The sequence below is a fragment of the Maricaulis sp. MIT060901 genome (genome assembly GCF_047123815.1).
Classification (GTDB): Bacteria; Pseudomonadota; Alphaproteobacteria; order Caulobacterales; family Maricaulaceae; genus Maricaulis.
In genome coordinates this window covers 2,704,445-2,727,861 of sequence record NZ_CP138920.1, presented here as the reverse complement: position 1 = coordinate 2,727,861, position 23,417 = coordinate 2,704,445, and the positions used below count along the sequence as shown (strand labels likewise).

The window sequence follows — 23,417 nt, the reverse complement described above, 5'->3', positions numbered from 1 at the left end:
GGATTGCCCGGGCGGCTAATATTGCCGGGTGGTCAGACGCGCTGGTTGATCAAGCCTGCCGTGCTTGTACGCAGGTATTCCAGCAAGTCGGAATGTTTCTCGGGCGGCCATCGCCGGACAGTCTCCCCGGATTCGTCGTCAATCATCAGATAGACGTATTCTCCGGACGTATTGTCCTGCGTGATCTTCAAACGCGAGTTTGCAAAAGGGGTCTCAGAGAGTTCCTGGATTTTCTGCTCGACCACCTCATGGCGCTCGGACTGGTCCATCTGCTCTGTGGGTGATTTGGATGCACCACTCCCGTCCTGTTCCTCGACAGGCTGGATGCGTGTGCTGTCCTGACGGTTACGCTCGACAATCTTCTCTCGATTGTCCGTGGCCGAGACCGCCGTGACAGATGCTGGATTAAATCCTGTTTCTGCCATTTCCTATTCGCCGACGCGGAGGCGCCAGCGCCTCCATATTGGTTCCCGTCATCAGCTTCCGGGAAGCGGAAGGTGGGCGCTAACCCACCTTCCATTTCCGGGATTAACGGAAGTAACCCAGGATGGTGGACGGAGCACTGTTCGCAATGGACAGAGCCTGTACACCAAGCTGTTGCTTGACCTGCAGAGACTGCAAGCGAGCGCTTTCCTTGGCCAGGTCCGCGTCGACCAGGTTGCCGATACCCTTTTCGAGGGAGTCAGACAGCTTGCCTACGAAGTCCTTGTGGATGCCCAGAGACTTGGAAGCCGTACCCAGGCGCGCCAGAGAAGCGTTCAGGTTGTTGATGGACGTAGAGATCGTACCCGCAATCGTGCTCGCTGCGCTGGCAGACGCGAAGGAAGCCGTTGCAGAGAGCGTGACGACACCACCACCGAGTGACAGGTTCTCGTCGACGATGGAAATCGTGGACGAACCCGAAGCATTAGCGAGTGCGGAGATCGAGGTCACGGAGTTGTTGATCAGGTTGGTACCGTTGAACGAAGCGTTCGAAACGATCTTGCCGATCTGGTCACGCAGCGCTTTGAAGTCCTCGTTCAGCGCGGTGCGCGAAGCGGAGTCAAGCGAAGCGTCCGAAGCCGCCAGAGCCTTCTCTTTCATCTCAACGAGGAGATCGGAGACAGCTTCACCAGCAGCCAGCGCAACGTCTACGGTCGAAGCAGCCAGGTCCAGCGAGTTACCAACGGCTTCATAGCCTTTCACGTCGGCACGCATTTTCTGGGCGATCGCATAAACACCACCATTGTCCTTGGCAGATGCAACGGCGAGACCCGTATTGATGCGAGATTGAACCTGCTCAATGTCACGGTTCGTAGAGTTGAGGTTCTGCAGCGCAACCATGGCGCCAGCATTGGTATTGATAGTAGCCATTTCTTGGCCCTTTCCTTTCTGGTTTCTCGGACGTTTTGTCCGCTGGATCTTCTCATCCGGCGCTTTACACAGCAAAGGAAGTGCCAGTTTTTGCTTGACCTACTTGGTTAATCCCGGATCGCCCCGAATCACTGGGAGTTTTCTGCCGAGTCGGAATTTCCGGGTAACCATTCACCCGGCAAAAACTGCCCACCAACACGTAAAAATCGCCCGGCAAAAACTGCCGGCCGGCAAAAATGTATGGTTAATAATGAGTTAACTTTCGAATTCAGACATGGGTCCGTGCCTCCGCTGTGGACGCAGAAAAAAATGCTGGGATCGCTCGAAAGCGATCCCAGCGCGCTTACGGTTATCCGAAGAACGACATGATCGTCTGCGGCGCCTGGTTGGCGATGGATAGCGCCTGTACGCCCAGCTGCTGCTTGACCTGCAGCGACTGCAAACGTGCACTTTCCTTGGCCAGATCGGCGTCGACCAGGTTTCCGATGCCGGTCTCCAGGGAGTCGCTCAGTTGCTGCACAAAGCCTTTGTGGATCTCGAGAGACTTGGCGGCCGTACCGAGGCGCGCCAGAGACGAGTTGAGATTGTTCAAGGACGTCGAGATCGTACCCGCAAGAGTGCCCGCCGCGCCGGCAGACGCGAAGGAAGCCGTTGCAGCCAGCGTCACAACACCACCACCGAGCGAGAGGTTCTCGTCAATGATAGAAATCGTGCTCGATCCGTCCTGGTTAGCCAGGGCGGAGATCGAGGTCACTGAGTTATTGATCAGGTTCGTACCGTTGAACTCGGCCGTGGATACCATCTTGCCGATCTGGTCACGCAGGGCCTTGAAATCTTCGTTCAGGGCTGTGCGGGACGCAGCATCGAGAGATACATCCGAAGCAGCGAGGGCTTTCTCCTTCATTTCGATGAGCAGATCCGAAATGCCCTCGCCTGCCGCCAGGGCGACATCGACAACAGAACGGGTCCGATCGAGGCTCTGCTGAACAACACCATAACCCGCTACCTGAGCACGCATGCGCTGCGCGATGGCGAATGTACCGCCATCGTCTTTCGCGCCCGCGACCTTCAGGCCGGTATTGATGCGGTTCTGAACTTCGTTCATCGACTGGTTCGTAGCGTTCAAGTTCTGCAGGGCCACCATGGCCCCAGCGTTGGTGTTCACAGAAAGCATAATTGTTCCTCCGTTCTGGAAGCGATGAAGCCGACTTTTTCGGCCTGGACGTTTTGTCCTGCCGCAAGCTTCGCAAGCGCTATGCCGAGCGGTGAATATGCTATAATGCTGTTTTCACGACACTTTTTGGACCAAAACGCCTCAGGAACACAGAGTACGGACGGATCTGCAGCGCCTTTCTTGCCGCCCCGGCAGATGTTTCCCGGCGAACAAGCAGGCAAGAAAAAGCCGCCCGTGGGCGGCTCCCTGTTCAGCGATCTGCGGGCCTCTACGCGGCGGGCGCCTGGGCCTGGGGCGAGAGCCCCTGCATAATCGTTCGATTGATATCAATCAGGGTTTGAAAATCATCATCGCCGCGCATGACGACGGATGTGTGCTTGGAGACGAAAAGTGACAGCGAGATGATCGAGGCCCGCAATTGCTCGGGCAATTGATTTTCCTCACTCGAGCAGTCCAGAGCGAAATTGCTCCACATGCGACGGTTCCAGTCCAGCGCTTCTGCACGCTTGGTGATCTCAAGCTTGTCCGCCTGTGACGCTTCCATTAGCGCGCGCGTCACTTGCGCGAACAGGCGGTACTCGGTTGAACGCGGATCCTCGCTACGGGTCGCAGCTTGCTGATAGGCCTGGAAGGACATTACTTCAGTCGCTCCTCTTCATAAGCGATGAGCTTTTTGCACCGGATGAGAGCCTTGTAGTACTCACCCGCCATCACATCCCTGCTCACCGCAACGCATTCCGCCAACACTTCCGGTGACTGGATCACGCTCATGAACTCATTCATCCGCACGACAAATTGTTCGTAGATGGCATCGTTTTGCTTGTCAGACAGATACATCATCATGATCGGGAAATAGATGTGACGCGCCGGAGTCGTCACCTCTTCCTGTTGCATGATGTCTTTCTCACGCAGCACCGAAGCCTTGTTCTGCAGGACGAGCACTGATCGGCGATCGCCATTCTCGATCACCGCGCCGTTCAGAACGAACTTCTCGCCGGGTTTTAGCGAGATTTTGAGCGGCATTCAGTCTCTCCCAGAACTATGAGTGCGCATTAGACAGGCGGAGAATCTGCCAAAGGCTGATGAACAAAAGGTTTCGCCAATCATCGCGAAACCAGGCGATCACGGTCATGCATATTTAATACGCGTCAAACCGCCCTCACCGATCCGACTGATCGCGCGTGATCGCCTGTGACAGGCCGCCTGGAAAACCTTAGCCAAACGTTAAGTCGAATCGGTGCGTCAGTCTGGTTGCGAGCGACCCTAGCGATAGCGAGACATGATGACCGACAGCGCGCTGTTAGAAGAATTCAACGCCGAGGCTGAAGCGGAAAAGAATGAAACCCGCGGGGCTGTGGGCGATTCCGGACACTTCAAGGCTGAAACCAAACTGGGCGTGATCCCCAAGGATCAGCGCGCGACCTATCGCAAGGTCGCTGCCCTGTGCAAACGCGCCATCAAGATATCTGATGAAGGCGACCATATCGGCGCTGCGAAACACGCGCTCAAGGCGCTCGATGCAGGGCCGGACACCGCCCTCGCCAACCATACGGTCGGCCTGCTCCTGTTTCGCCTGGGACGACTATCCCGCGCTCTCGAGTTTTATGAACGCGCCTGGAAACTCGATCCCGCCGACGATGAAATCTATCTCAATATGGGGATTGTGGCCTGGAAGCTGGACATGCTCGAGGCCGCGGAAAAATTCTATCGCCTTTGCGTCCAGGTCAATCCGGACAGTATGAGCGGCATGATCAACCTGGCGAGTGTCCTGCGCGACCAGGCCAAGTTTGAAGATGCGATCGAATTGCTACGAGAGCGCATCTACCTGCACCCGGAAAATGCCGAGCTGTGGAATTCCCTGGGCACAGTTTTGTCGGATTCCGGCGACCCGGTCGGCGCGGTGCCCTTTTACACTGAAGCCTTACGGCTTAAGCCCAATTTCGCACGGGCACATAACAACCTCGCGAATGTCTACGAGCTGATCGGCGAACCCGAGAATGCCATCACGCATTTCGAAGAAGCACTGAAGAATCCCCAGGACAAGATCGACCGGGCCACGATGCTGCACGGGCACTCACTGGCATTGCTCGCGTCGGGCCGCCTCGCTGAAGGCTGGAAGGCGCAACGCATTCGCCTCGACCCCGACAATACCCAGGCCACACTGTTTGTCATGAACTGTCCAATGTGGGAAGGCGATGATCTGGACGAGATCCGGGGCAAGTCTCTGGTCTGGATCGGCGAACAGGGGCTGGGCGATGAAGTCCTGTTTCTCAACCAGGCCAATGACCTGATCGACGCGGTCGGCCCGGATGGCGAATTGCGCATCGCCGTGGAGTATCGATTGGTGGACCTGGTCGCCCGGTCCTTCCCCAAGGCGAAGGTCTACAGCCACCGTTCCGCCCATGTGGAAGGCCGCGATGTGCGTGTCCTGCCAAAGATCGACAAGGCCTCCGATTACTGGACGCCGATGGCGACGCCCCTGCGCTCGCTTCGCAACAGTGTCGACAGCTTTCCCAAGGATGCAGGTTTCCTGACCCCGGATCCGGATCGCCAGAAAGAGTTCCGGCAACAACTCGCCGCGTTCGGCCCGGGCCTCAAGGTCGGCATCCTCTGGAAATCGCTGAAAATGAACGCACGGCGCGCCCGGTTTTTCTCGGCATTCGACGCCTGGAAACCGGTCCTGGACGTGGAGGGTGTGGAGTTCGTCAATCTGCAGTATGGCAAGGTCGAAGACGAGCTGGAGATCGCCCGCGAGCATTTCGGGGTCACGGTTCACCAGCCCGAAGGCATCGACCTCAAGATGGATCTCGACGGGGTCGCCGCGCTGTCTTCTGCCTGTGATCTGGTCATCGGCCCGATGAATGCGACCACCAACCTGGCCGCTGCCAGTGGTGCAAATGTCTGGTTCATCCACGCGCGCTCCTCGACCTGGACCATGCTGGGCGCCGGGCGGTCACTCTGGTATCCGCAGACACGCTCCTTCTTTGGCGAAGGCTTCCAGGACTGGGAGAACACGATGGGGCGGGTCGCCACCGAGCTGGCAGCACACGTCAAGGCTACCGGCTAGGCCATGTCTGTCATCCTGATACGGGCGGACGGCGGACCGACAATTGGTTTCGGCCATGTCACACGCTGCCGCGCGCTGGCGCGCACGCTGCACGAGCTTGGGCGCCAGGTGCTCTGGATCACCCGAACGCCAGACGTTCTACCCGCAGATGTGAAAGCATTGTGCGAGATTGTATCTGTGACGCAGACCGACGAGTTCGAGGCGCTCTCCACGCTGGCCCGTAGGCACGAAGCCCCGGTGCTGATCGGGGACTGGAAGGACACCGACCCGATCCTGGTGCAAAGGCTGCGGGGCACCGGCCTGCCAGTCGCACTGCTGGGCAACCAGACCGGCGCTGCGCGGGCCGATCTGATCGTCAAACAACGCTTTGTTCCCCAACCCGAAACGCGTGGAGTGCATTATCTTGATGGTCCGGAACATCTGCTCTTGCCTGCTGCGTTCAGCGCCCTGACTCCCCCCGTCGCCGTCACGCAGGCGCAATCCGTCTTCGTCTCCCTGGGCGGAAGCCAAAGCGAATTGATCGACCATTGCCTGGCGCTTTGCGAAGAGCTTTGCCGACAACGTAACCTGGAAGTGGATATCCTGCGCCCGGACAGCCGCGGCACACCCCATCGCGCACGGGACGTTGCAGAGCGAATGCGCGCGGCTGATTTTGCCGTCATGGCGGGCGGCACGAGCCTGCACGAGGCTGCAGCCTGCCGTTTGCCCGCGATATGCCTGCCGATTGTTCCGCATCAGCTGGACCGGGCCCGCAGCTGGGAGGCCCTCGGATTTGGCGTCAGCCTTGTTCCGCACACGCCGCACTGGGAAAGCCAGTTCGCCACGGCTTTCAACCGGTTTCACACGGACGTGGAGATCCGCCAGGGCGCGATCGAAAAAATGGCAGCCAGCGTTGACGGGCTTGGCGCGCGCAGCGGGTCGCCCAATTCATCCACACGACCTGGCCCGGTGAGCCGTCGCCGCCAGAATCGTCCTAAAACGGCTTGAAGCAGAAACCTGAAGCGAAGAGACAGAATTGACCGAGTCCTCACCCACAGTCGGCGACATCTGGCCAAACTTTCTGGTCATCGGCGCACCAAAGGCGGGCACGACCTCGCTGTACCACTATCTAAGCCAGCATCCCGATGTTTTCCTGTCCCGGGTTCGCAAGGAAGGGCGCTTCTTTTCCCGAGTGGGACAAGGGGAGGTCTACTGGCCCGAATTCTACCACTTCGACACCGCGCCGGAGATCTCTGACTATCAAGCGCTGATGGCGGATTATTCTGGCCAGGCGCGGGTCGGGGACGTCTCGCCGGATTACTATGCCTATGCGTCGCTTGCAGCCCCGCGGGCGCGCAAATTGTGTGGCCCTGACACCCGCATTATCGCCCTGTTGCGCAATCCCGTCGACCGGACCTATTCCCACTATCTACAGAATGTCCGACGTGATGCAGAATTTCTCTCGTTTGAAAAAGCGCTGGAAGACCAGCCGCGCCGTATCGCGGAAAACTGGGGGTTCCAGTGGCTTTACGCGCACACTTCCACCTATCCCGAGCGCTTGAAGATCTGGCAGGCTCACTTCCCGAACATGCTGGTCCTTCTCCAGGATGACCTCGACGCAGACGGCCCGGGAACCGTCGCCCAGATTGTTGACTTCCTTGACCTGCCCCCACACCCCATCACGGTCGAGGCGCGCTATAACACCGGTGGCATACCCGCGGCCAAGAAGATGATCATCGATGGCCATTTCGACGACCGTATCGGCGAGGATTTTGATCGGCTTCATGCCGAGCTGATCGCCCCCGTTTCCGGCACCACCAGCGCCAAGACCGCTGACGGCGTTTACCCGCCACTCGACAACACGCCGGTCTCGATTCCGCCAATGGCCAGCGGCATGCGCGCCCGCCTGCAGACACAGTTCGAGCCCTCGATCCGGGAGGTCGAGGCGCTGCTCGGACGATCACTGGATTTCTGGCGCAAATGAGTGCGCTTCATAACATCTCCGGTGGCGTGCTGGTCACGGGCGTCGGCGCCCCTCCGGGCCTGGGCACCCTGCGCTCGCTGAGACAGGCCGATCCAGAGCTGACGCTTGTTGCCGCCGACCTGAACGCACTCGCGGGCGGGCTGTATGAACCCGGCTGTACCGGGATAACCCTGCCCTCCGCTGCAGATGCGGAGGCCTATCGGAGCGCTGTGCTGAAGGTGCTGGCAGATCATGGCTGTGACACCATCATTCCGGGTTCGGAAGCTGAAGCCAAGGCCCTGGCGCCGGTCGTGGACGCCTGGGCAAAGGACGGTATTCGTGTGCCCGTGCCAGCTCCGGATGTGCTCGAATATGGTCTCGACAAGGGCAAGCTCCTGTCCCGTGCCAAGGCCCGCGGACTGCCGATACCGGCGACACTACAGCCCAACAGCGTCGACGATCTGGATGCCTGGGATGGCGGCTATCCCTGCGTCGTCAAACCCCGCACATCACGCGGTGCACGCGGTGTGAGCTATCCGGCCAATGCGATCGAGCTGGCCCAGATCTGGACCGAAACCCACCGCGATCATGGCCCCTGTGTGGTCCAGCAATACATTCCGGGCGGTGCCGAGACCGTCTACACGATCGGCTCGCTGTGGCGCGATGGCGAACTCATCATCTCCACCCTGCACCGCAAGCTGCAGACCAATCCTCCGACAGGGGGCGTCGCGGTCGCCGGGGAAACCGTGGATGACCCGGTCCTGATGCAGGCCGGGCTTGATGTTCTGCAGGCCAGTGGCCCCTGGCACGGTCTTGCGGCAGTCGAGCTGAAACGGCCGGCTGCGGGCGAACCTGCCTATTTGCTGGAGATCAATCCGCGCATGTGGGGGTTTGGATATCTAATGACCCTGGCGGGCCTCAACATTCCGGCCCTGCTCGTGCGCATGCTGGCGAATGATCCAGATCTTGGTAACCATATCCCCGGTAGAATTCCTCCGTATAATGCGACTCGGATGACACGGACCTGGATGGATGTCGAAATCCCTGTCCAAGGCAGCCAGAATGAAGAGGACACGGTGTGAAAAGAACCGTCGCGGTAATTCAGGCACGAACAGGCTCGAATCGGCTTCCGAGGAAGATTCTCGAACCGCTTTTCGATGATGTTTCCCTGCTCGCTTACCAGTGTCGACACTTGCGCAATATTCCAGGCGTGGACGAGCTGGTGATCGCCACGACGACACACCCCAATGATGATACCGTCGAACAGCTGGGACAGGCCGAAGGCATTCGCGTCTTTCGTGGTTCAGAGCACGACGTTCTTGATCGCTTCCTCGTCGTCGCCGAACGAACCCTGGCCACGACCCTTGTGCGCATTACATCGGACAGTCCCTTCCGTGACCCCATGATTATTGCGCGATGCGTGTCGGACCATCACGACAATCTTTCCGAATACACGCGGCCCGTTGACAAGCATCTGCCGCGGGGCTTGCGCGCGGAAGTCGTGCAAACGCGTGTGCTTCAACATCTTGCCGCTGATCCGGAAGTCACCGCCCGCCACCGCGAGCACGTCACCCTGTTCATACGTGAACACTATGAAGCCTTCCGGACACACATGGTGCGGTTCGCCGACACGCTTCACTATCCCGATTATGATTTTTCGGTCGACACACGTGAGGACCTGGACTTCGTCCGCTCCGTTTACGCACAGATGAGCGAACGCGACTGGCCCATCGATGCAGAACACATCTGCAAGCTGATCAGCGAACAGGTGGCCGAACAAAACCGCTTCGAGGACATTGCCTGATGAACGCAGAGCGCGTGACCCTGATCGCGGAGATCGGGTCGAACTATGATGGCGATCTCGATCTCGCCAAACGCTATATCGAAGCCAGTGCGAAAGCAGGCGCGGATATTGCCAAATTCCAGAGCCTGAGCCGGGACGGCCTGATCGCACGACGCATCAAGGACCCCGGCAGCGACGACATTGTCGACAATCCGAAATACGCCGCGTTCGGCAATCAGGGCTTGCCGGATGACTGGCACTACACTCTCAAGGCCTGTGCTGACGATAACGGCATCGAATTTATGTCCTCGCCCTTCTCTCTGGAAGCGGTGGACCTGCTCGAGGATGTCGGCGTCAGCCGTTACAAGATCGCATCCGGGGATATGACTTTCCGCGCGATGCAGGAAAAGATCGCGGCAACCGGCAAGGCCGTGATCCAGTCCACCGGCGCCAGCTATCTCGACGAAGTCGAGGCGGCGGCCAGCTTCCTCCGCGCCAAGGGCTGTAACGAGCTTACCCTGTTGCATTGTACAGCAAGTTATCCACCTGCCTGGGAGGATATGAACCTCAACGCGTTGACGTCCCTGCGGGCGGCGTTTCCGCACACGCCCCTGGGCCTCTCAGACCACTCGCCAGGCAGCCTGGCTCCGATCGCCTCGATCGCGCTGGGTGCCAGAGTGATCGAGAAACATGTGACCTTTGACCGCTCCAATCCCGGGCCGGATCACCCCTTCGCGATGGAGATGGAAGAATTCGCGAGAATGGCGCACGACATCACCGATCTGTGCGTCGCGCTGGGCTCGTCCGAGAAGCGGCCAGCAGCGAGCGAAATCAATCGCCGTCGCAATTTGCGCCGCGGCCTCTATGACGCTGAACACGGCGGCCCCACAACGGGAAATGACGGTGTGTGGCTGCGCCCGCAGCACGCCGCCGATGATCGGGCGGAATAGCACACAGACACAAAAAAGGCGCCGTGAGAGGCGCCTTTTTCGTAGTGGGCCCAAAGCCCCTTACTTCGTTCGGATCGCGTCGATCTTGGATGCAGAGACACCGTCAACAATCGTGCGGTTGATCATCGGGTGATCTTCGTCCTGGGGGCCAAAATCACTATCGGGGTGATAGGCAATGACCCGCATCTCGCTGTCATAGGTCCGGAATTTGTGGTGCCCCTCATAGGGGATCCGGAACATCACTCCCGGCTCCAGCGGGATGATGCCTTCCGGCGTGACGCACTCGCCCTTGCCGGAAAAGACCACGCCAATCCGATCGGAAGGATGCGTGTGCGACGTCTGGTCAATGCCAGGCGGGAAGTAGAGCAGGTTGAGACAGGGGTCACCCATCTTGATGGGTGAGATCAACAGGCTGTCGGTACAGCCATCGATATATTTCAGCCGCCCCTTGTCCTCGACCGGACCACCAATCGAGAAGAAGGCTTGGTGCTTGGCGCGCGCCATGACGATGCCCCGGCCGCCGGAAATACTGACGGCATTGTTGGCTGAGAAATACATACCCGATTTGAGGGTGAAACTGCCCGCATCCGTATTCACGATGGCATCGCCATCCTGGACAAAACCGAAATAGGCCGTATCCGTCGCGTCAAGATCAAGATCCTGATTGTCCCAAGCATGCAGAGTTGTTGGGAAATTCGGATCGCAATCGGCAACCTTGCCGGTCATCCATTCGAATGCGTAGAAGTTCTGCGTGTGGATCATTCCATCAGCCATCGGGGCCACCTCTAATCTATCACGATGAGTATCCCAGAGATTCGCCTTTACAGTCCCTTAATTTCGCAAGCAGAGAAAGGTGATTGGGGCAATGTGCCGCATTCAAGGTCTCGAACCTCCCCCTGGGCACGCTGCAGCTTGACGCCTACGTCACACCTACCCAAGCCGTTTGCAACGCGCTAGGTCTTGACCATGCGCTTTGAAGGTACAGACAATTACGTCGCTGATGCTGAGCTGAGCGCCGCGGTAAATGCGGCGATCGCTCTGGAGCGCCCGCTGCTCGTCAAGGGCGAGCCGGGCACCGGTAAAACCGAGCTGGCCAAACAGGTCGCCGCTGCCATGGGCATGCCGCTGATCGAATGGCACATCAAGTCGACGACTAAGGCGCGCCAGGGCCTTTACGAATACGATGCCGTTGCCCGCTTGCGCGACAGCCAGCTGGGCGATGACAAGGTCCATGACATCAACAACTACATCCGCAAGGGCAAGCTGTGGGAGGCCTTTGCGGCCGAACAACGCTCCGTGCTGCTGATCGACGAGATCGACAAGGCCGATATCGAGTTTCCCAACGATCTCCTGCAGGAGCTCGACCGGATGGAATTCCACGTCTACGAGACAGGTGAGACCATCAAGGCGGAACAGCGCCCGGTCGTCATCATCACTTCGAACAATGAGAAGGAATTGCCGGACGCCTTCCTGCGCCGCTGTTTCTTCCATTTCATCGCCTTCCCGGACGAGGAAACGATGCGCGCCATCGTCGAGGTGCATTTCCCGGGGCTGAAGGGCCGGTTGCTCGCAGAGGCGCTCAAGCTGTTCTACGACGTGCGCCAGGTCCCCGGCGTGAAGAAGAAGCCCTCGACGTCGGAGCTGCTCGACTGGCTGAAACTACTGCTGGTCGAGGATGTTGATCCTTCCGTGCTGACCGAACGTGATCCGCGCAAGCTGATCCCGCCGCTGCACGGCGCCCTGTTGAAGAACGAGCAGGACGTCATGCTGTTCGAAAAGCTTTCCTTCATGATGCGGCGCAATCCGGAACCTGGCGGCGCTCCGGCTGGCGGACCGCGTGACCCGGGCGCGATCTGAGCCAGCTTACCGCTTATTCACTCGGTGCTCGGCGAGTGTTTTCATGCTCTTCCCGCACATCGGGAGGACATGATGAAACACGCATTTTGTGCCGGTATTCTGGCAGCCAGCCTTGCCATGCCGGCCTTCGCACAGGACGAGGCCCCAGCCGATTTCATGTCCGCCTTCCGGCAGGTGATTCCACATGTCATGGCCGGAGACTGGGAGTCCGCGCTGGCGCCGGCAGAAACCGCTCTGGCCCTGGCCGACACGCCGATGGATCGATATCGCATTCGCCACATGCTCACGGATATCAATGCGCGCCTGGGGTATTGGGAGGCGACCGGGCGGTATGCGAGGCAGGCTGCGGACGTCATCCACGGTGATGCAGAGCTTGCAGCGACCCGCATGGTCATGGCCTCCCACATGGCCGCCGAAGAGGCCCGCGCTGCCTGGCATCCGGGCGACACGGCTCGCTTGGCAGACGCCAATGCCCGCATGCTGCGCGATCACCCGGAGGCCAGCCCCGGCTGGCAAGTCCAGGGCGATCAGGGCGCGCGCCACATGCAGGGCCTGCAATGCCCGCTTTTCATTGCCGACCATCTGCGCTTCGACGTTTATGGCGGCAGCGAGGGCGACCCGGCCTGCCTTTACTGGAACCACGAGGATATCGGGCTTCGCCTGACCCAGGGCAGTCATGCTTCAGCAGAGGCCGAACGCATGGGCGAAACCTATCCGGACTTGCAAAGCACCCGGTTCGAGATCGTCACGACGGGCACAGGCGAAAACGCGCCCCTGACCTCCTGGTCACTGGGCGCATCTCGCCCGGGCACGCCGGAACAATTCGCCATGACCCTGGAACACCCGCTCCAGCCCTGGACTGTCACCGTGCAATACCCGGCCGGACAAGACGCCGCTGCGCGAGCGGTGTTGCTGCAGGCCTTTGTCAGCCAGCAACCGGATTAACGCCGTCGGGCGCCCCTTAAATCCTACAAACCTGTCATTTGCCACACAAAGAAAGCTCGGCTACATGCAGCGGACCTAAAACGTTATATTATAACATCTCATGAATAGACCGCTTGTCTCCGCCTGCCTTCTCGTCACCCTTTCCGCCACCGCTGCTGCCCAGGACACATCGACGGCTGATATTATTCACATCTGGGGCCAGGGAATGGACCAGATTGGCGTGGCTCAATCTGCGACCGAAGGGGTCGTCGGCTATGATGACATCTCGACACGACCGATCGGGAGAGTGGGTGAACTCGTTGAAGTCATCCCGGGCATGATCGCGACGCAGCACTCCGGAACGGGCAAGGCGAACCAGTATTTCATGCGGGGTTTCAATCTGGATCACGGTACAGATTTCGCCGGCTTCATCGATGGTGCGCCGGTCAATATGCGCAGCCATGGCCATGGCCAGGGCTATCTGGATCTCAATCCACTCATCCCGGAATTCGTATCTGAAATTCGTTTTCGCAAGGGTGCCTATCGTGCAGATGATGGTGATTTTTCACTCGCCGGGTCGGCCCGTTTCGCCCTCTATCAGCAATTGCCATCCAACTTCGCCAGCCTGGAGATCGGCGAATTTGGATACAGCCGAGCCGCTGCAGGCGTCAGCCATGAGACCGATGCCGGCGCACTGACCTTCGGCGGTGAACATGTCCTGTATGATGGCCCATGGAGCACGCAGGAGGACGCAGAGCGCATCAATCTGCTCGCCCGCTACGTGGCCCCGGCCTTTGGTGGTGATGCCAGCTTCACCCTCATGTATTACGATGCCGACTGGCGCGGCGCCGACCAAATTCCAGAACGAGCATTGAATGTGTATGGCCGTTTTGGTGTTATCGACCCGACGCTCGGGGGGCAATCGGAACGCCTCGCTGCCACAGCACGTTGGGAAAATCACCTCGCTGAGGTCAACGCCTGGATCGTCCGGTCCGACTTTACGCTCTACTCCAATTTCACCTATTTCCTCGAAGGCCCGGTCAATGGCGACCAATTCGAACAACGAGACGAACGCTGGATGTACGGGGCACGCTATCGTCAGCACGCGCACGTCGCAGATTCTCTTCAGCTCAGCTGGGGTGCCGAGCTTCGTCATGACGACATCGGTGAAATCGGCCTGCACCACTCTCGTGAGCGCGAGCGACTGGACACGGTCCGCGAAGACGCCATCGAACAGACAAGCTTCGCGACGCACATCGAGCTGAACTGGCAAGCGACCGACGCACTGCGCGTTATGGGGGGACTCCGCGCAGACTGGATGCAGGTCGATGTTGACGCCCGGACCCTCGCTGCCAATGGCGGCACCGCAGATGACGCCCTGCTTGCACCAAAGTTCGGACTGGCCTGGCGCGCCTCCCCGGCCGTTGAACTCTACGCCAATTACGGCCGTGGTTTTCACTCCAATGATGCCCGTGGCGCCACTATTACGCTGGACCCAAGCACGGTCGTGATCACGGATCCGGCTGAGCCGCTGAACCCGGCCCATCACGTGCCGGGCGGAAAGCCAAATGCACCTGCAGTCGCTGTTCCGCTGCTAGTCCCGGGCGATGTCGCCGAGCTGGGCGTCCGCTGGCAGACCGACCACGTTCATTTCACGGCGGCTGCGTTCTGGCTGGAGCTCGACAGTGAGCTGGTTTTTGTCGGCGATGGCGGCTCCACAGAACCCAATGATGGATCCGAACGTCATGGTTTCGAAGCGGCCATGTTCTGGACGATCAATGACTGGCTGGTCGCCGACCTGGAAGCCTCCTGGACTGACGCCCGCTTCAAGACCAATGGCAGCGAGGATCACATTCCCGGCGCGGTGGAGACCGTGCTCAGTGGAGGCCTTATTGGCACTTGGGACGATTTCACCCTGTCTGTACGGGTGCGTCACTTCGGCGAAGCGCCTCTGATCGAGGACGGGTCAGTCCTCTCGGATCCGACAACCCTGGTAAATCTGGGCGGTGAATACCGCTTCGGTTCAGCCGCGCTGTCTGTCGACGTTTTCAATCTCTTCGACGCACAAGATGCGGACATCACGTACTTCATCGAAAGCCGGCTCGCGACAGAAGCGACTGCGGTTGAAGATCGTCACCTTCGCAGCGTTGAACCGCGACAGATTCGCGCCGCAATCCGCTGGCAATTTTAAAGGCCCAGCTTCATGCCTTCATGGCTGGGAACAAACCCGAGGCGTTCGTAGAAGCGCAGTGCGTCGGGCCGGCTCTTGTCGGTGGTCAACTGGACCAGGCCACAGCCTTTCCGGCGGCACTGCTCGATTGCCCATTCGAACAAAACCTGGCCATAGCCCTCGCCCCGAGCGCGTGAATGGATGCGCACACTCTCGATCTGACCGCGCCACATTCCACTGCGCGACAGACCGGGAATAAAGCTGAGCTGTAGACATCCGACGATGCCCTCGCCGTCCTCGGCAACGGCCAGATATTGGTTGGGATCGGTGTCGATGGCAGCAAATGCCTCGACATAGTCACCGTGCACCGGATCGGCGACGACCTCCCGGCTCGCCCCCAATGCGTCATCGGCCAGCATGTTGATGATCGCAGAGAGATCGTCGGCGCGGGCCCGTCGGAGGGTGAGGTTTTTGGGCATGGTGTTGGTCCCAGTTCGATTGAAAGCCTCAAACAAATCTAGCCGTTTGTCGTCGACTGATGAAAGGCGGCATCACGGTGCTGGAAAAGAAGCTGTGAGCACCCTACTCTCTTGTCATGCTGCATCATTTCTTCACCGAGCTCCGCGCCGCCAAGATCCCGGTTACGACCCGCGAATACCTGACCCTGCTGGAAGCGCTCGACAAGGGCGCCATCGATCCGAGTATCGGGCATTTCTACTCGGTCAGTCGCGCCGCGCTGGTGAAGGATGAGAAGGATTTCGACAAGTTCGACATGGTCTTCGGTCATGTCTTCAAGGGCGTGGAAGCGCTTGGCGCCCTGTTCGAGACCGAGGAGATCCCGGACGAATGGCTCAAGGCCATGATGCAACGTCTGCTCACCGAGGAGGAAATGGCCGAGCTTCAGGCCCTGCCCTTCGACGAGCTGATGGAGACGCTCAAAAAACGCCTCGAGGAACAGGAAAAACGCCACGAAGGCGGCAACAAGTGGATCGGCACCGGCGGCACCTCGCCCTATGGCCATTCCGGCTATAATCCGGCTGGCGTGCGCATTGGCGGTCAGAGCCAGCACAAGAAGGCCGTGAAAGTCTGGGAACAGCGCCGCTACAAGGACCTGGATGGCGAGCGCGAGCTGGGCACACGAAATCTCAAGGTCGCCCTGCGCCGCCTGCGCAAGTTTGCCCGCGACGGGGCGCAGGAAGAGCTGGACCTGGGTGGCACGATCGACGCGACGGCGAAACAGGGCTGGCTGGACGTGATCATGCGCCCGGAACGCCGAAATGCCATCAAGGTCCTCGCCCTGTTTGATGTCGGCGGATCCATGGATTCCTATGTGCGCATGTGTGAGGAGCTGTTCTCAGCGGCCCGCGGCACGTTCAAGAACCTGGAATATCTTTACTTCCACAACTGTCCCTATGAAGGGATGTGGAAGTCCAATCTGCGCCGACGCGCCGAGACCGTGCCAACTTTTGACCTGATGCACAAATACCCGGCGGACTGGAAAGTCATCATCGTCGGAGACGCCGCCATGGCACCCTACGAGATCACGCATCCGGGCGGTTCGGTGGAACACTGGAATGAAGAGGCCGGCGCCGTCTGGCTGCAGCGCCTCGTCGATACCTGGCCCAACCTGATCTGGCTCAATCCGCAAAAGGAAGACTGGTGGGAGTATTCCTACTCCACCCGCCTCATCCAGGACATTATCGGCCCCCACCGCATGTTCCCGCTGACACTTGAAGGTGTTGATGATGCGATGAAGGAATTGGCGCGCTAGCCAACCGGGTCGAACCGGCCGTCATTGACGTCGATACCAAGCTCGTTCTCAACACGCGCGACCCAGCCGCGAACGTTGAGGAACTCGTCCAGGTCGAAACCACCTTCATCAGCCACCCGCGTATAGGCAACCAGCGCGATGTCTGCCAGAGAGAGCTGTTCGGCGACGATGAAGTCGCGGGACAGGAGCCGCATTTCCATAACGCCCAGGGCACGGCGGCCCTTGGCCATCAACTCCGGATCAATCTGGTCATCATCCAGGCCTTTGTAGGCTTTCTGGAAACGGCGAACAGCGATGGCCGGCTCGTGGCTGTACTGTTCCCAGAACATCCATTCGAGCATTTTGGCGACATCAAAACTGTCCTCGGGAATGAGCGCAGAGCCCTCGGCAAGATGGAAGCATATGGCGTTGGACTGGGCCAGGATACGGCCGTCCGGGCGAACCAGGCACGGCACCTGACCGGCCGGATTGATAGCGAGAAAATCCTCGGTGCGTGTCTCACCCTTGAGAATGTCGACATTCTGCCAGTCATAGGTCAGGCTCATGCGATCGGCCGTCCACTTCACCTTCAGACAGTTTCCACTGCGCTGGTCGCCATAGACTTGAATGGGCTGGTTCATGCGGGCCTCCTGATCGTTACGATGCACCATAGCGGGGCGGCGACAAAGGTCGAGCCGGAATAAGGATCATCGAAAGCATTTCGCCGGGCGCTTTACCGGTGTGTGACAGCTCGTCGCTTGGGCCCGTCGCAGAGGCATTCTATAAAGCAGGGCAAATCACAAGGATCAAACCGCATGACAACCGTGTCCGACCTCAACATCACCGCTCCGGAAGACTGTGAAAACATGGCGCAGGTACGCGAGGGTGTGGATGCGCTGGACCGCGAGCTGGTCGCCCTGATCGCCACGCGGGCCAGATACATGGAAGCCGCTGCTCGCATCAAACCCAATCGCGGTGTGGTGCGGGACGAGTGGCGCATCAATGATGTGATTTCCAAGGTCGTGGCCGAATCCGAACGTGTCGGTCTGAGCACTCGTATCTCCGAGCCCGTCTGGCGGGAATTGGTGGAACGCTCAATCGCCTATGAATTCACCATTTGGGACAAGACCCGAACTTAATCGGCCAGCTCTCCAAAGGCCGAGCGGGTCTGAGCGACCATCTGTTCGATCTGCACACGCGCTCCCGGCCAGGCCAGTGCGGGCAATTCCTCGGCCTCGTCGCACAGATCTCCCAGCGCAAATGCCCCAACACCGCGAGACGATCCCTTGAGCGTATGCACGGCCGTACGCCACTCCGAACGCTCACGCGCCAAACCCATCATGCCGACACAGCGATCCGCCTGGTCAAGCATCAATGAGACCAGCTCGCGCTGAAGCTCGACATCCTCGCCGGTATAACGAAGCAGATGTGCGTGATCGAAAAGCGGTGAGCCGCCGGATTTGAGTTCTGCAACCATGCCAGCGAGATTATCCGGCCTGTTCTTAACATCCCGCTTACCCCCCCGGCGACCAACGCGGGAAACGTTTATCGAGGTGAATTTTTCGTTCAGCTTCGCGTCAGGCGGGAAAATGCATTATGCTTTACTCGCAGGAAGGAGCCGAAGCATGAAGATCATTCTCGCTGCCCTTATCGCTGCTGCCGGGCTTGGCCTGGCTGGAACTTCCGCGCATGCAAGTGCACTGCCCGGCGACGCACCGGCTCTCAAACAGAATCAGCTGACGACTGCCAAGGTGACCCATCCACAGGATCGTCGTCACGGCTATCGCGGTCGCCATGATCACCACCGCGACCGGGACGGTTACCGCAATCCGCGCCATCGGCACGGCTATTATGATCGAGGCCGCTATGGCCGAGGTTATTATGGACCCAGCCGCTATCAGGGCCGACGCTGTTGGCGCGAGGAGCGGTACGGGCATTTCCGCGGCCGCCCGGCCCTCATTTCAGAACGCGTGTGCCGGGATCGTCGAGGCTTTCTCTATGTTGAACGGGGGTCGGCGCGCCTGATCCACTTCATCGATCACCGGGGTCGGCGCGGACGCTACTAGGAACGTCCCGCTGTGGTTGAATGACATCAGCCCGTCACCCAGATTTCACTTCTTGAAACCTGAAAGCTGTGGCAGTCACGGATGGCTCGGACCTGTTGGGGAACAGGTCTGGCCAGTCGAGGGGACATCGGCAGTTTCCAGGTCATTATCCGCAGGCGAAAAATGCCGCGAATGCAATTTGTGATCACACCTGCCCCATAACCGCCTGTTTTGGCCGGTCTCCTTTCAATGGTGGGGGCGTGGAAGCGTGATGGACTTGTATGCTTGAGTGTACGCATCTGATCCTTGGATTGTTTGTGGGGAATTGTCCGGAACCCCGTGAGGACGAGTATCGACCGTATGCCCGGATCGAGGCCGTGGTCGAATTCGACCCGACCAGCTGGCGGGTCCTGATCTCAAATCAAGGCGGTTATGTTCTGGAACAATGCATCATCGAACTGTCCTCTGATCGCGGGCGTTTCGGCTATCGCCATGTGATGGAACTGGTGCCAGGCGAGCTGAACGCGCTTGACCGGTTCGACTTCCGCAACCGTCTCAATGATGCCCCGCGCCATCTCGACACCTTGCGCATTGAATGCCTGGACACCGAACGTCTCGACGTCATCGTCGAACGGCTGGAAGTGGATCGCGAGGACGATCCGCCCCGCCGCTGGCAGCGCCTCGTCCCGGCCTTCCAGTAGACAAACAAACGCCCGGATCAAAAGGGGGAGACGGTCCGGGCGTTTGCGTTCAACAAGGCGACATCAAGGGGGGAGAGATCAGCCTGCCTTGCGAACCTCGGTGAGGAAACTTTCAACGGTCTGGTGAAGGCGCTCGGCGCGCTCGGTCACAGTGCGTACGGATTCAAGAACATCCCGCGACGCCTCGCCGGTCTGCTGGGCCCGAAAGCTATACATCACGCGCAGCAATCGCGAGGAGGAGTATGTTGCGCATGATTGTCCCTTTTGCGGATATTGAGGTTGATCGCCTCAACTTCCCGGGGATTGTGGCCTTCAAGTATTAACCATAAATTTTTTGTGCAGTCATATCCTATACATTACGCGGACAAGTTGTTTATCTCCTAAAACCTTGCGTCAACTTCCTGTTGTTTTTGCTCAAAACCAGGCGACCAAACAACTCGGAGATGTATGCGTCGTCATTTTGCCTTTTTCACGTGTTGCCCTGCCCGCAAGCGGGGGAACCATGACTGCAAGACCGAAAAAGCCTGCCAACGGCATGACCACAGCGCTGCTGGTCCTCTCTACAGCCCTTTTGCCGCTCGGGCTCTTTCTGCCCTCACTGGAAACCACACAGTTCGCATTCTGGCGCGGCGAACACTCGATCATCGGGGTGGGCATCAGCCTTCTGGAAGGTGAGGAATACCTGCTTGCCGGCGCGGTGTGGTCCTTCTCCGTCATCTTCCCGACTGCAAAACTGGTCTGGATGTGGCGCCTCAATCAGCGGACCGGGGAGTTATCACGTCCGATGATCCGGCGACTGGAATGGTTTGGTAAATGGTCGATGGGCGATGTCTTCATCATCGCGCTGATCGTCTTCTCGGCGCGCAGCAATTCCATCCTCGACGTTTCAATCGCGCCGGGCCTTATCGCCTTTAGCCTGTCAGTCTTCTTCGCCATGATGGCTTCCGGCGGGATCGCCAGCCGTGAAGCTCAACCGTCAGATTGATCGAGCAATTCCTGGGCGCTTGCCCGTACCTTTTCGAGCAATCTGGCCAACTGTTCCCGCTCCACAGCACTCAGCCGCTCCAACAATCGCCCCTCGGCCTCCCGTGCCATGGGCACAACGTCCTGGTAGACATCCTTGCCGGCCGCCGTCAGGTGCAATAGCCGCGAGCGCCCATCGCCCTCATGTGCGACACGCTCGACGAGTCCACGATCCACCAGGTTCTTGACCGCGCGTGAGACAGCGACCTTGTCCATTGCCGCCATGTCAGCCAGGTCCTGAGCGGTAATGGACCGCCCTTCCCCCAGAATTGCCAGCGTCCGCCACTCCCAGATCGACAGCCCGAAACGCGCCCGGTACGCACGAGCCACCATTCGGGAAACCCGGTTGGACGTGATGGCCAGGCGATAAGGCAGGTATTCGGACAGACGAAGCGCGGGATTCGATTGGGTCATGCGTATACAAATCACACAGTTTCGCTTGTGGACAAGCCTTTCCGCTCCTCGACCGACACCCCCCAGGCAGGCTATGTGAGCCCCATGACCGATTTGACAGACCTGCCGGCACCGGTCCGGCTCACGATAAACGGCGATGACCGGAGCTTCCCGGTCGGGCGCATCTTCTGTATCGGCCGCAATTATGCGGCACACGCAGCGGAAATGGGCTCGGCGCCGGAACCTATCTTCTTCATGAAACCTGGCAGCGCCGCTACGCAAGCTGTTGAAATTGCTTACCCGGGCCAGACTGAGGATTTGCACCACGAAATCGAGCTGGTTCTCGCCCTGGGCAAGGATGGCGAGATCATCGCCTGCGGCGCTGGCGTGGATCTGACGCGGCGGGACCTGCAGGCTCGGATGAAAAGCAAGGGCGCGCCCTGGGAAATCGGCAAGGGTTTCGATAATTCCGCCATTCTCGCCCCCCTCCAGATCGGGAATGGACCACGAGAAGGTTATATAAAACTGTCGGTTAACGGTCAGGAACGGCAATCCGGCAGGCTCGAAGACATGATCCTGCCGCCCGACGATATGGTTGCGGCACTCCGGCAGTATTTTGACCTGTTGCCCGGCGACCTCATCTTCACCGGAACCCCAGCAGGCGTCGGCGCCTTGCAGCCGGGAGACATTGTTGAGGGCGAGATTGAAGGCCTGCCAAAGTTGAGATTTCAGATTAAGGAACGCGCACAATGAACGTGAAACTGTATGGCTACTGGCGATCCAGCGCAGCCTATCGCTTGCGCATTGCGCTCAACCTGAAGGGCGTCGCCTATGACCAGGTCTCGATCAATCTGAAGGATGGCGAACAGAACGGCGAAGCGTGGCTGAAGATGCAGCCGCAGGGCCTCGTGCCGGTGCTTGAAGCCGACAATCACCGTCTGGTGCAATCACCTGCCGTGCTGGAGTGGATCGAGGAGACCTGGCCCGAGCCTGCCCTCCTCCCGGGCAATGCCGCTGATCGTGCCCTGGTCCGGGGTTGGGCAGCGGCCATAGGCTGTGACATCCACCCGGTCCAGAACCTGCGCATCCTCAAGGCGGCAGCTGCAATCGAAGGCTCCGGACTGGCCGGAATGAAAGCCTGGGCCAATCGCTGGATCACGACGGGGCTGGAAGGTCTGGAAGCCCTGGTCGCCTCTCATAAGCGTTCCAGCGCGTACCTGTTCGGAGATGCACCATGCATGGCCGAAGTCTATCTGGTGCCCCAGCTCTACAACGCCAGGCGATGGGGAGTTGAGGTCGAGGCCTTTCCAACCCTGCTGGCAGCGGACACGGCGTGCCGGGAGCTTGCGGCATTTGCCGATGCAATACCGGAAGCTCAACCGGACGCCGTGGCGGACTAGGTCTGAACAGCTTCCCAGAACATGTTCACGATCTTCCATTCATCGTTGAGGCGCTGAAGAAACACCCATTCCGACCGGTCCGGCGCGTTAATCCGCGCCGCTGCCGTACGGCGGTTCGCTTCAAACACCATGACCTGCGAAGCCGAGCGGTGTTCCGGTCGTGACAGGAGTTGTTGCTGCACCATCTCCAGCGTTTCATGTTGCAGGAATTCCAGCTCGCCGCCGCGAACCACATGGCGCCGGTCGGCATCTTGATAGATGACACTCTCGATCAAATCATAATCAGCGGTGTCCCAGCCGGCCGCATAGCGCATCACGACGTCGTGCACGTCCGCCATATCGGCGGCACGGTTCGGGTTATCGATCTGCGAATGCCCTCCATAGGCGCAGTTCACCAACACCCATTGCCCGTTAATATGGGTCCCCAGGAAGAAATCATACCAATCCGTATCCGCGGTCAGCTGAAACACGCCGACATTTGCCGTTGAATCGAAAAAGTCGACACCAACGGTCGAGTGTTCAACGCTCAGCCGGTTATCATAATTATAGACTTGGCCAAGAACACGCAGCGTTCCGGGCGGCAGTTCCTCGGTGATATCGACACCGGTTCCGCGAAAATTGCTCCACACGCCAATTTTCGACAATTCCGGATGCACCACGGAAAGGACCATATCGGCATCCCGAGAGTAGAAGCCGTGGGCAAATGTTTCGGCGAGTGGCCTGAGGGCGGTTTCGGTCTGCGGGTCTTCAGCCCAGCCGGATGGTGAAAGGGCGAATCCTGCGCACAGGGCGACGAGCGTTCGACGCATAGTACACTCCTTGATGTTAGTACTAAGTGTCGCCGCACCTGATCCAAACCTACCGCCAGCAACGTCAGCAGGAGAG

At 59.3% G+C, this 23,417-nt stretch carries 28 protein-coding genes; 16 read left to right on the top strand and 12 right to left on the bottom strand.

All coding sequences use genetic code 11. From position 1 onward, the window contains the following. Nucleotides 1–32 precede the first annotated feature (32 nt). The 5 genes from SIC17_RS13395 to flbT all read right to left on the bottom strand — a co-directional run bounded on the left by SIC17_RS13395 (nucleotide 33) and on the right by flbT (nucleotide 3,550). Nucleotides 33–425, bottom strand: a complete 393-nt coding sequence (locus tag SIC17_RS13395; RefSeq protein ID WP_291892738.1) for a flagellar protein FlaG — start codon at nucleotides 423–425, stop codon at nucleotides 33–35. Nucleotides 426–528: 103 nt separating this feature from the next. Beyond that, nucleotides 529–1,353, bottom strand: a complete 825-nt coding sequence (locus tag SIC17_RS13390) for a flagellin (protein ID WP_291892735.1) — start codon at nucleotides 1,351–1,353, stop codon at nucleotides 529–531. A gap of 349 nt (nucleotides 1,354–1,702) precedes the next feature. After that, nucleotides 1,703–2,527, bottom strand: coding sequence for a flagellin (locus SIC17_RS13385; protein ID WP_291892732.1), 825 nt, complete (start codon nucleotides 2,525–2,527; stop codon nucleotides 1,703–1,705). A 268-nt stretch (nucleotides 2,528–2,795) separates the two neighbouring features. Further along, complete coding sequence (gene flaF / locus SIC17_RS13380; RefSeq protein ID WP_291892730.1) at nucleotides 2,796–3,164, bottom strand: flagellar biosynthesis regulator FlaF; 369 nt, start codon at nucleotides 3,162–3,164, stop codon at nucleotides 2,796–2,798. Continuing rightward, entirely contained in the window at nucleotides 3,164–3,550 is a 387-nt protein-coding gene (gene flbT / locus SIC17_RS13375; protein ID WP_291892728.1) for a flagellar biosynthesis repressor FlbT, read from the bottom strand. Before flbT ends, flaF begins: the two co-directional genes overlap by 1 nt. 259 nt (nucleotides 3,551–3,809) lie before the next feature. Here flbT and SIC17_RS13370 point away from each other — a divergent pair, with 259 nt between their 5' ends. Genes SIC17_RS13370 through SIC17_RS13345 form a run of 6 tightly spaced genes read left to right on the top strand, consistent with a single transcriptional unit; the run spans nucleotide 3,810 to nucleotide 10,269 of the window. Continuing rightward, nucleotides 3,810–5,594 carry a tetratricopeptide repeat protein gene (locus SIC17_RS13370; RefSeq protein ID WP_412545679.1) on the top strand — a complete coding sequence of 595 codons (1,785 nt, stop codon included), beginning with the start codon at nucleotides 3,810–3,812 and terminating at the stop codon, nucleotides 5,592–5,594. A gap of 3 nt (nucleotides 5,595–5,597) precedes the next feature. Beyond that, on the top strand, nucleotides 5,598–6,581 hold the full coding sequence (locus tag SIC17_RS13365) for a hypothetical protein (RefSeq protein WP_412545678.1): 984 nt from the start codon (nucleotides 5,598–5,600) through the stop codon (nucleotides 6,579–6,581). Nucleotides 6,582–6,609: 28 nt separating this feature from the next. After that, nucleotides 6,610–7,557: a sulfotransferase family protein gene (locus SIC17_RS13360; RefSeq protein WP_412545677.1), complete on the top strand. Its 948-nt coding sequence runs from the start codon at nucleotides 6,610–6,612 to the stop codon at nucleotides 7,555–7,557. Further along, complete coding sequence (locus SIC17_RS13355; protein ID WP_412545676.1) at nucleotides 7,554–8,618, top strand: ATP-grasp domain-containing protein; 1,065 nt, start codon at nucleotides 7,554–7,556, stop codon at nucleotides 8,616–8,618. Before SIC17_RS13360 ends, SIC17_RS13355 begins: the two co-directional genes overlap by 4 nt. Then, entirely contained in the window at nucleotides 8,615–9,340 is a 726-nt protein-coding gene (locus tag SIC17_RS13350) for a cytidylyltransferase domain-containing protein (RefSeq protein WP_412545675.1), read from the top strand. Before SIC17_RS13355 ends, SIC17_RS13350 begins: the two co-directional genes overlap by 4 nt. Beyond that, the gene (locus SIC17_RS13345) at nucleotides 9,340–10,269 is read left to right on the top strand and encodes an N-acetylneuraminate synthase family protein (RefSeq protein WP_291892717.1); all 930 of its coding nucleotides are present in this window, start codon (nucleotides 9,340–9,342) and stop codon (nucleotides 10,267–10,269) included. Before SIC17_RS13350 ends, SIC17_RS13345 begins: the two co-directional genes overlap by 1 nt. 60 nt (nucleotides 10,270–10,329) lie before the next feature. On the opposite strand, the gene SIC17_RS13340 is transcribed toward SIC17_RS13345, so the two are convergent. Continuing rightward, entirely contained in the window at nucleotides 10,330–11,043 is a 714-nt protein-coding gene (locus tag SIC17_RS13340; protein WP_291892715.1) for a cupin domain-containing protein, read from the bottom strand. A gap of 186 nt (nucleotides 11,044–11,229) precedes the next feature. Here SIC17_RS13340 and SIC17_RS13335 point away from each other — a divergent pair, with 186 nt between their 5' ends. The 3 genes from SIC17_RS13335 (at nucleotide 11,230) to SIC17_RS13325 (ending at nucleotide 15,241) form a co-directional block, all read left to right on the top strand. Then, nucleotides 11,230–12,126, top strand: coding sequence for an AAA family ATPase (locus SIC17_RS13335; protein ID WP_366940037.1), 897 nt, complete (start codon nucleotides 11,230–11,232; stop codon nucleotides 12,124–12,126). 72 nt (nucleotides 12,127–12,198) lie between these two features. Beyond that, nucleotides 12,199–13,071, top strand: a complete 873-nt coding sequence (locus tag SIC17_RS13330) for a hypothetical protein (RefSeq protein ID WP_291892710.1) — start codon at nucleotides 12,199–12,201, stop codon at nucleotides 13,069–13,071. Nucleotides 13,072–13,171: 100 nt separating this feature from the next. After that, entirely contained in the window at nucleotides 13,172–15,241 is a 2,070-nt protein-coding gene (locus SIC17_RS13325) for a TonB-dependent receptor (RefSeq protein WP_412545674.1), read from the top strand. Here SIC17_RS13325 and SIC17_RS13320 read toward each other — a convergent pair. Further along, nucleotides 15,238–15,699, bottom strand: coding sequence for an N-acetyltransferase family protein (locus SIC17_RS13320; protein WP_412545673.1), 462 nt, complete (start codon nucleotides 15,697–15,699; stop codon nucleotides 15,238–15,240). The genes SIC17_RS13325 and SIC17_RS13320 overlap by 4 nt on opposite strands. Nucleotides 15,700–15,815: 116 nt before the next feature. Between SIC17_RS13320 and SIC17_RS13315 the strand changes: the two genes are divergently transcribed. Next, nucleotides 15,816–16,991 (top strand): vWA domain-containing protein, encoded by a 1,176-nt coding sequence (locus tag SIC17_RS13315; RefSeq protein ID WP_291892704.1) that lies wholly within the window; start codon nucleotides 15,816–15,818, stop codon nucleotides 16,989–16,991. Here SIC17_RS13315 and SIC17_RS13310 read toward each other — a convergent pair. Beyond that, nucleotides 16,988–17,611, bottom strand: coding sequence for a glutathione S-transferase family protein (locus tag SIC17_RS13310; protein ID WP_412545672.1), 624 nt, complete (start codon nucleotides 17,609–17,611; stop codon nucleotides 16,988–16,990). The two genes, SIC17_RS13315 and SIC17_RS13310, sit on opposite strands and share 4 nt — an antisense overlap. Nucleotides 17,612–17,785: 174 nt before the next feature. Between SIC17_RS13310 and SIC17_RS13305 the strand changes: the two genes are divergently transcribed. Beyond that, on the top strand, nucleotides 17,786–18,109 hold the full coding sequence (locus SIC17_RS13305; RefSeq protein ID WP_291892700.1) for a chorismate mutase: 324 nt from the start codon (nucleotides 17,786–17,788) through the stop codon (nucleotides 18,107–18,109). On the opposite strand, the gene SIC17_RS13300 is transcribed toward SIC17_RS13305, so the two are convergent. Beyond that, nucleotides 18,106–18,447: an Hpt domain-containing protein gene (locus tag SIC17_RS13300; protein ID WP_291892698.1), complete on the bottom strand. Its 342-nt coding sequence runs from the start codon at nucleotides 18,445–18,447 to the stop codon at nucleotides 18,106–18,108. The genes SIC17_RS13305 and SIC17_RS13300 overlap by 4 nt on opposite strands. 148 nt (nucleotides 18,448–18,595) lie before the next feature. Here SIC17_RS13300 and SIC17_RS13295 point away from each other — a divergent pair, with 148 nt between their 5' ends. Both SIC17_RS13295 and SIC17_RS13290 read left to right on the top strand, forming a co-directional pair. Beyond that, nucleotides 18,596–19,036, top strand: coding sequence for a hypothetical protein (locus SIC17_RS13295; RefSeq protein WP_412545671.1), 441 nt, complete (start codon nucleotides 18,596–18,598; stop codon nucleotides 19,034–19,036). 260 nt (nucleotides 19,037–19,296) lie between these two features. Continuing rightward, the gene (locus SIC17_RS13290) at nucleotides 19,297–19,716 is read left to right on the top strand and encodes a hypothetical protein (RefSeq protein ID WP_412545670.1); all 420 of its coding nucleotides are present in this window, start codon (nucleotides 19,297–19,299) and stop codon (nucleotides 19,714–19,716) included. A 78-nt stretch (nucleotides 19,717–19,794) separates the two neighbouring features. On the opposite strand, the gene SIC17_RS13285 is transcribed toward SIC17_RS13290, so the two are convergent. Continuing rightward, complete coding sequence (locus SIC17_RS13285; RefSeq protein WP_291892692.1) at nucleotides 19,795–19,932, bottom strand: hypothetical protein; 138 nt, start codon at nucleotides 19,930–19,932, stop codon at nucleotides 19,795–19,797. A 319-nt stretch (nucleotides 19,933–20,251) separates the two neighbouring features. On the opposite strand from SIC17_RS13285, the gene SIC17_RS13280 reads away from it, so the two are divergent. Further along, nucleotides 20,252–20,701, top strand: a complete 450-nt coding sequence (locus tag SIC17_RS13280) for a paraquat-inducible protein A (protein ID WP_412545669.1) — start codon at nucleotides 20,252–20,254, stop codon at nucleotides 20,699–20,701. Here the strand turns inward: SIC17_RS13280 and SIC17_RS13275 are convergent. Next, nucleotides 20,686–21,153, bottom strand: a complete 468-nt coding sequence (locus SIC17_RS13275; protein WP_291892688.1) for a MarR family winged helix-turn-helix transcriptional regulator — start codon at nucleotides 21,151–21,153, stop codon at nucleotides 20,686–20,688. The genes SIC17_RS13280 and SIC17_RS13275 overlap by 16 nt on opposite strands. An 84-nt stretch (nucleotides 21,154–21,237) precedes the next feature. Here SIC17_RS13275 and SIC17_RS13270 point away from each other — a divergent pair, with 84 nt between their 5' ends. Together SIC17_RS13270 and maiA are read left to right on the top strand one after the other, a co-directional pair. Beyond that, on the top strand, nucleotides 21,238–21,885 hold the full coding sequence (locus SIC17_RS13270; protein ID WP_412545668.1) for a fumarylacetoacetate hydrolase family protein: 648 nt from the start codon (nucleotides 21,238–21,240) through the stop codon (nucleotides 21,883–21,885). Continuing rightward, on the top strand, nucleotides 21,882–22,532 hold the full coding sequence (gene maiA, locus SIC17_RS13265; RefSeq protein ID WP_412545667.1) for a maleylacetoacetate isomerase: 651 nt from the start codon (nucleotides 21,882–21,884) through the stop codon (nucleotides 22,530–22,532). Before SIC17_RS13270 ends, maiA begins: the two co-directional genes overlap by 4 nt. Here the strand turns inward: maiA and SIC17_RS13260 are convergent. Further along, complete coding sequence (locus SIC17_RS13260) at nucleotides 22,529–23,341, bottom strand: nuclear transport factor 2 family protein (RefSeq protein WP_412545666.1); 813 nt, start codon at nucleotides 23,339–23,341, stop codon at nucleotides 22,529–22,531. The genes maiA and SIC17_RS13260 overlap by 4 nt on opposite strands. Between the last annotated feature and the right edge of the window lie 76 nt (nucleotides 23,342–23,417).